Raw genomic sequence first — 6,500 nt, forward strand, 5'->3', positions numbered from 1 at the left:
CGCCGAGGCCGCCGCGCTGTGGCAGGCCCGCCGCAGCGTCAGCCCCGCGCTGGGCCGCATCCGCCCGCAGCGCATGAACGAGGACATCGTGGTGCCGCGTTCGGCCTTGCCGGAGGTGGTGCGCGAGATCCGGGCGCTGGGCGACGCCTCCGGGCTGCCCGTCGTGCAGTTCGGGCACATCGGGGACGGGAACCTTCATCCCAACATCCTTTATGACCCCCGCCGCGAGTCCCCGGAGGCGGTGCACGACCTTGCCCACCGGATCGCCCTCGTCGCCATCCGGCACGGCGGCGTGCTGAGCGGAGAGCACGGCATCGGCACCATGAAACGGCCCTTCATGCGCGAGGCGGTGGACCCGGTGACGCTGGCGGCGCTGCGGGACGTGAAGCGGGCGCTGGACCCGGCGGGCCGCCTCAACCCCGGCAAGATTCTCCCCGACGAGGACGCCCATGCCCATCCTTGACCTCTCGCCCGGTGACCAGACGGTCACGGCCAGCGGCGAGACCGCGCTGCTGGAGGTCTACGCGGCGCTGCCCCCTGGCCTCTACCCGCCCTTCCCGCCTGTGGAACTGCCCGGCGGCGTGGGTGGGCTGGTGTCGCGCGGGGGCTTCGGGCAGACCTTCCCCTTCGCCTCCGACGTGCTGGGCGTGACCTTCCGCGCACCCTCGGGCCGGGTGGTGCGGGCAGGCGGGCGCACGGTCAAGAACGTGCAGGGCTACGACCTGACCCGCCCCTTTGTCGGCAGTTTCGGGGCGCTGGGCGAGGCGCTGGAGGTCACGCTGCGGCTGCGGCCCGGTCTGGTCGCCCGTCACGTGGCGGCCCCCGGCCCGCTGGACCTCCTGGGCCACCTGACCGCCCGTTTCGCCTGGCAGGACGGCGGCGAGCTTCACCGGATGCACTTCGGCCACGCGCGGGAGGTGGACCGGGCGCTGGGAGCGCTGCCGGGAGCCCGCGAGGTGACGCAAGCCCTCGACCTCTGCCCCCGCTTCCCCGACGGAATGGGGGTGGGGGAGAGCGCGGCCCTGCGTGACCGCCGCTTCGGGTGGGTGAATGGGGGAGGAGTGCCGCCCATGCCCCCCCTGTTCGCCCGGCTGGTGGCGGCGCTGTAGCTACACCCGCCCGTCCGCGTAAATGTCGCCCCGGCTCGGCGGGATGGGCACCCGCCGCCGCTCGTCCGGCTTGGNGGGTGAATGGGGGAGGAGTGCCGCCCATGCCCCCCCTGTTCGCCCGGCTGGTGGCGGCGCTGTAGCTACACCCGCCCGTCCGCGTAAATGTCGCCCCGGCTCGGCGGGATGGGCACCCGCCGCCGCTCGTCCGGCTTGGCGAGCAGCGTCTGGAAGATGCTCAGGTGGCCGTGCGCGAAGTAGTACCCGCAGGCGTTGAGGTAGATGCGCCACAGCCGGTAGCGTTCCTCGCCCAGCGTGGCCAGCGCCCCGTCCTCCCGCGCCTCCAGCCGCCGCGCCCACTCGGCGGTCGTGCGGGCGTAGTGCTCGCGCAGGTTCTCCACGTCGCGCACCTCGAACAGGGCGGCGTCGGCGTGTTTGAGCGTCTCCCAGAGTGGCAGCAGCTCGCCGTCGGGAAACACGTAGCGCCGCGCGAAGTTGCCCGACTGGATCAGCATGGGCACCCGCGCCTGCCCCAGCCCGTCGGCGATGGCGTGGTTCAGCATCAGCCCGCCGGGTTTCAGCGCCCGGTAGGCGGCAGCGAAGTACTCGGGCATCTTGCGGCGGCCCACGTGCTCGGCCATGCCCACGCTGGCAATCTTGTCGAACTCGCCCTGCCCACCCGCGGGCACGTCCCGGTAGTCGCGCAGCTCCAGCGTGACGAGGTGCTCCAGCCCGGCGGCCTTCACCCGCGCCCGTCCCCCGTGCAACTGCGCTTCGGAGAGGGTCACCCCCAGGACCGAGACGCCGTAGTTCTGCGCCGCGTAGATTGCCAGCCCGCCCCACCCGCAGCCGATGTCCAGCAGGCGCTCGCCGGGCTTCAGCCGCAGCTTGCGGCAGATCAGCTCCAGCTTGGCCTCCTGGGCTGCGTCCAGCGTCTCGGTTCCGGTCGGGAAGTACGCGCAGGAATAGACCATGCGGCTGTCCAGCCACAGCCTGTAGAAGTCGTTGGACACATCGTAGTGGGCCTGAATGGCCTGCCTGTCGCGCTCGCGGGAGTGCGTCTCGCCGTGGAGCTGGGCCAGCGGTTTGGGCGGCTTCACGCTCACCCCCCGGCGCAGCAGGGCCACGTCGCGCAGCAGTCCGGCCACCTGCGCGGGCGTGAACTGTGGGTCCAGCGTGTCGGCCAGCCCCACGATCGCCCCGAAGTCGCCCTCGATGTCGAAGTCGCCGCGCAGGTACGACTCGCCCAGCGCCACGTCGAGCGGGAGGTTCAGCATCCGCCCCAGCGACTCGGGCGAGTTGAGGATCAATCGGGCGGTCGGCTCCGGCACGCCTGCGGGCAGGTCCTCACCATTCCAGAACCCCACGGCGAAGGAGCGCTCCTGCGGCAGGACGGCGCTCAGCACACGCTGGGCCGCCCCAAGCAACTCCTCCTCGCTGGGGCGCACGCGCGTGCGGGCCACCACGACCGCGCCGAGCATGGTCAGCACCGCGGCGAGGCCCAGCGTCTGGACCGAGGTGGTGGGGGAGGGGTCGGGGCGGGCCGTCTGGCGGTTCGGGGACATGGGCGCTCCTGGGGGGGCTGGGTTGAAGGGGGACGCAGGACTGCGGCCCAGCATATGCAGTTCCGGGCCCCTCGCCGCTTCCCTTGTCTTCACGAAGGCTGGACTTGCTCCCTTTCCTCAGGAGCGGCTTCTCCAGGCGGCCCGCGATCTTGGACCGGGAGCGCTGGCCCCTTCACACGCCCCTGACCCCTGGCCGTATGCTGGAGGGCGTGCGGACTAACTTTGCCCTGACGACGGCGCTGCTGCTGGGTGCAGCGAGCGCCCAGACTGTCGAACTGCGGATTCTCGAGACCACCGACCTCCACACCCACGCGCTGGGGTACGACTACTACCAGGACAAGCCCACCGGCGAGTTCGGGCTGGAGTACGCGGCCACCCTGATCAAGCAGGCCCGTGAGGAAAAGCGCAACACGCTGCTCTTCGACAACGGCGACCTGATTCAGGGCAACCCGCTGGGCGACTTCGCGGCCCGCGTGCAGCCGCTGAAAGAGGGCCAGATGCACCCCATGCACCAGGTGATGCGGACCCTGCGCTACGACGGCGCGACCCTGGGCAACCATGAGTTCAACTACGGCCTGGACTATCTCGACCGGGTGCTCGCCTCGGCGCCGATGCCCTACGTGAACGCCAACGTGCTGAACATGGACGGCACCAACCGGTACACGCCCTTCGTCGTGCAGCGCAAGCTGGTGTACTCGACCGACGGCCGCCCCTACTTCATCAACGTCGGCGTGATCGGCTTCACCCCGCCCCAGATTCTGAACTGGGACCGCGCCCACCTTGAAGGCAAGGTGCAGGCGCTCGACATCGTGGAGGCGGCCCGCCGCTTCGTCCCGCAGATGAAGGCCCAGGGCGCCGACGTCGTGGTCGCGCTCGCGCACACCGGCATCAACCAGGGGGCCTACGCCCCCGGCGGCGAGCAGGCAGGCGCGGCCCTGACCGGCGTGGACGGCATCGATGTGGTGCTCACCGGCCACAGCCACCTCGAATTCCCCGGCACCGCGTACAAGGACGTGCCCGGCGTCAACCTCCAGAAGGGCACCATCGGCGGCAAGGTCGTGCTGATGCCCGGCTTCTGGGGCAACAACCTCGGCGTGGCCGACCTGAAGCTCAACTACAACCGCGCGACCCGGAAGTGGACCATCGCCGACGCCCAGGGCAGCATCCGCCCCATCTGGGACAAGACGGCCAAAAAGAGCCTCGTCACGCCCGACCCCGCCATCGCCGCCGCCGTGAAGAAGGCGCACGAGGGCACGCTGGCCTACGTGCGCGGCAAGGTCGCCGACCTGACGGCTCCGGTCACCTCCTACTGGTCGCTGGTGCAGGACGATCCCAGCGTGCAGCTCGTCTCGAACGCGCAGGCCGCCTACGTCAAGGCCGCGCTCGCCGGGGGCCAGTACAAGGACCTCCCCGTCCTGTCTGCCGCCGCGCCCTTCAAGGCCGGGGGCCGCGCGGGGGCCAGCTACTACACCGACATTCCCGCCGGGACGCTGGCGATCAAGAACGTCGCCGACCTCTACGTCTACCCCAATACCGTGCAGGCCGTGCTGGTCACCGGGGCGCAGGTGCAGGAGTGGCTGGAGCGCAGCGCCGGGCAGTTCAACCGCATCGACCCCGCCAGGACCGAGCCGCAGGCCCTGGTCGACGAGACCTTCCCCACCTACAACTTCGACGTGCTGGACGGCGTGACCTACGAGATCGACGTGAGCCAGCCCTCGCGCTACGACCGCTCCGGCAAGCTGGTGAATCCGGAGGCCCGCCGCATCAAGAACCTGATGTACCAGGGCAAGCCCATCGACCCCGCGCAGCAGTTCGTGATCGCCACGAACAACTACCGCGCCTCGGGCGGCGGCTCCTTCCCCGGTCTGGACGGCAAGAACATCGTCCTCCAGTCGCCCGACGAGACCCGCGCGGCCCTAGTCAAGTACTTCACCGAGCAGAAGACGGTGAACCCGCAGGCCGACGGCAACTGGAAGCTCACGCCCATCCCCGGCGCGACCCTGCTGTATGTCAGCAGCCCCAACGCCCAGAAGAACCTGCCCGCCGGAGCCACGCTGCTGCGCGTGCGCGAGGACGGCTTCGCGGAGTACGCGATCAAGTTCTGAGGGGATGCAGAGGAGAGGCGGGGGCTGCCTTGGCCCCCGCCTCCTCTTATGTTCGCAGGCTGCCGGGTTCTACTCGTCGCCCGCCTTGATGGCCCTGTTCGAGATGTTGCTCGCCTTGACCACGACGGGATGCCCGTTGCTGCTTTTGCCAGTAAACTCGATGTCGACGACGCTGTAGGCTCCTGCGTTGGTCCTCTGAACTTCCTCAATCAGATCATCTGCGAAGGTGAGTGAGAACCCCCCAATGGGCAGACCATTGGCGGGCTGCACATCACTCCGGATTCTTCCGTCGGTGGTGTACATCTGGCAGGACTGATAGTTCGGCAGCGACGCGCGTTCCGGGCAACTCCAGCCGGAGGGGACATAGATGTCGGCCTTGTCGGAGTTAGAAACCTCGGTGCTCACCCGCCCGTTGAAGTCGTACCGTGTGATGCGCCAGCCAGTGATGTAGACCGCATCCGAGCCGGGCCGGGTCATGAAGGTAAAGGTCACAGGGCCCGGGTTCCCGGCAGTCCAGACCGTCTTGGCGGGAGTGACGTTACCCTCCTCATCGACCTCTTCGGGGGTGAACGCTTTGGTCACCGTCACAAAAGAGGTGGCGTCTCCGGCGTCAACGCCAACCGATACGCGATTATTCCCAGTGATCTGCCCCGGCGCACTTCCGCAGGCGCTGAGGGCGAGGCCCGCAAGCAGGGCAAGGGCGGATAGTCTCTTCATTCAGTCTCCTCCGTGTCCACGGCGTTCAGGTGTGGGTTCAGGATGTAAAAGGCGAGCCGTTTCATTCCGGCCAGGAAGTCCACGTTCTCGACAATCACAGCACGCCACTCGTCACTGATTTCTTGCTGCCCCGCCCGTTCCAGCATGCGGGGCTGAATCACCGTGGGCGCGAAGTTGAGAATGCCGCGCACGCCCGCTCCGGCCAGCGCCTGCGCCGCGTCCTGCGCGTGGTCGGGCGGCACAGCCAGAAAGCCCATATCCACCTTGTTGCCGCGCACGAACTCGGGCAGCTCGTCCATATGCCGCACGGTCAGGCCGCGCACCGTGCGCCCCACCACGTCGGGATTCACGTCGAAGAGTCCGACATACTGAAACTGATAGTCGCTCGCGCCGGGATAGTTGGCGATGGCCTGCCCCAGCCGCCCCACGCCGACGACCACCACGTTCCAAGTCTGGTTCAGGCCCAGCACCCGCATCAGCTCGCGCTTGAGGATCGGCACCGTGTACCCCATCCCGCGCGTCCCGAAGCGACCGAAATAGGCGAGGTCCTTGCGCACCTGAAAGGCCGTGACTCCGGCCCGTTCGGCGAGGTCGTTGCTGCTGGTGCGGCTGATCTCCTGGGCTTCCAGGCCCTCCAGAATGCGGAGGTAGGTCACCAGACGGCTGATGGTCGCGGTGGGAATCCCGGTCATCAGCGAATCCTGAAGTGGTCGTGGCCGCCCGCGTCGAGCTTGCGCTCGGCCTCCAGCAGCGCGTCCCCGCTGTAGGGGCCGACCAGCACGGTCACCTTGCGGTTTTCCGGCGCGTTCACGGTGGGCGAGAAGCCCAGGTCGCGCAGCATCCCGACCAGCCGCCCGGCGCTCTCCTGGCGGTCAAAGGCGCCGACTTGCAGGTACACCGGACCGTTCGGCGCGGGGGTCTGCGCGGCGGGCGGGGTCGGCGTGCTGGGCGTCTGGGACTCCTGGGGGACGGCCTCGGGGGGAGCGGCGGGCGCGGGCGCTCCGGCG

7 protein-coding genes are annotated in these 6,500 nt (G+C 69.2%); 3 read left to right on the top strand and 4 right to left on the bottom strand.

From position 1 onward, the window contains the following. Positions 1 to 463 (top strand): FAD-linked oxidase C-terminal domain-containing protein (locus QOL99_RS14080; RefSeq protein WP_285524746.1); only part of this gene is annotated, 463 nt, incomplete at its 5' end. Next, positions 450 to 1,109, top strand: a complete 660-nt coding sequence (locus tag QOL99_RS14085; protein WP_285524748.1) for a DUF5639 domain-containing protein — start codon at positions 450 to 452, stop codon at positions 1,107 to 1,109. The genes QOL99_RS14080 and QOL99_RS14085, both read left to right, overlap by 14 nt. A gap of 140 nt (positions 1,110 to 1,249) precedes the next feature. Here the strand turns inward: QOL99_RS14085 and QOL99_RS14090 are convergent, their stop codons facing one another. Next, complete coding sequence (locus QOL99_RS14090; protein WP_285524749.1) at positions 1,250 to 2,671, bottom strand: SAM-dependent methyltransferase; 1,422 nt, start codon at positions 2,669 to 2,671, stop codon at positions 1,250 to 1,252. Positions 2,672 to 2,868: 197 nt separating this feature from the next. On the opposite strand from QOL99_RS14090, the gene cpdB reads away from it, so the two are divergent. Then, a complete protein-coding gene (gene cpdB / locus QOL99_RS14095; RefSeq protein ID WP_285524755.1) occupies positions 2,869 to 4,776 on the top strand; it encodes a 2',3'-cyclic-nucleotide 2'-phosphodiesterase in 1,908 nt (635 codons plus the stop codon). Between the two features lie 69 nt (positions 4,777 to 4,845). Here the strand turns inward: cpdB and QOL99_RS14100 are convergent, their stop codons facing one another. From QOL99_RS14100 to QOL99_RS14110, 3 genes are all read right to left on the bottom strand, one after another. Continuing rightward, positions 4,846 to 5,493: a hypothetical protein gene (locus QOL99_RS14100; RefSeq protein ID WP_285524750.1), complete on the bottom strand. Its 648-nt coding sequence runs from the start codon at positions 5,491 to 5,493 to the stop codon at positions 4,846 to 4,848. Then, positions 5,490 to 6,185 (bottom strand): redox-sensing transcriptional repressor Rex, encoded by a 696-nt coding sequence (locus tag QOL99_RS14105; RefSeq protein ID WP_285524752.1) that lies wholly within the window; start codon positions 6,183 to 6,185, stop codon positions 5,490 to 5,492. The genes QOL99_RS14100 and QOL99_RS14105 overlap by 4 nt, the downstream gene beginning before the upstream one ends. Continuing rightward, a partial coding sequence (locus QOL99_RS14110; protein ID WP_285524753.1) for an SPOR domain-containing protein occupies positions 6,185 to 6,500 on the bottom strand: 316 nt, incomplete at its 5' end. The genes QOL99_RS14110 and QOL99_RS14105, both read right to left, overlap by 1 nt.

It is taken from the genome of Deinococcus rhizophilus, from assembly GCF_030271215.1.
Classification (GTDB): Bacteria; Deinococcota; Deinococci; order Deinococcales; family Deinococcaceae; genus Deinococcus; species Deinococcus rhizophilus.

Excerpts from the sequence above, each read along its gene's own strand:
- QOL99_RS14085 (WP_285524748.1), top strand. The coding sequence starts at position 450 with ATGCCCATCCTTGACCTCTCGCCCGGTGACCAGACGGTCACGGCCAGC.
- QOL99_RS14090 (WP_285524749.1), bottom strand. The coding sequence starts at position 2,671 with ATGTCCCCGAACCGCCAGACGGCCCGCCCCGACCCCTCCCCCACCACC.
- cpdB (WP_285524755.1), top strand. The coding sequence starts at position 2,869 with ATGCTGGAGGGCGTGCGGACTAACTTTGCCCTGACGACGGCGCTGCTG.
- QOL99_RS14100 (WP_285524750.1), bottom strand. The coding sequence starts at position 5,493 with ATGAAGAGACTATCCGCCCTTGCCCTGCTTGCGGGCCTCGCCCTCAGC.
- QOL99_RS14105 (WP_285524752.1), bottom strand. The coding sequence starts at position 6,185 with ATGACCGGGATTCCCACCGCGACCATCAGCCGTCTGGTGACCTACCTC.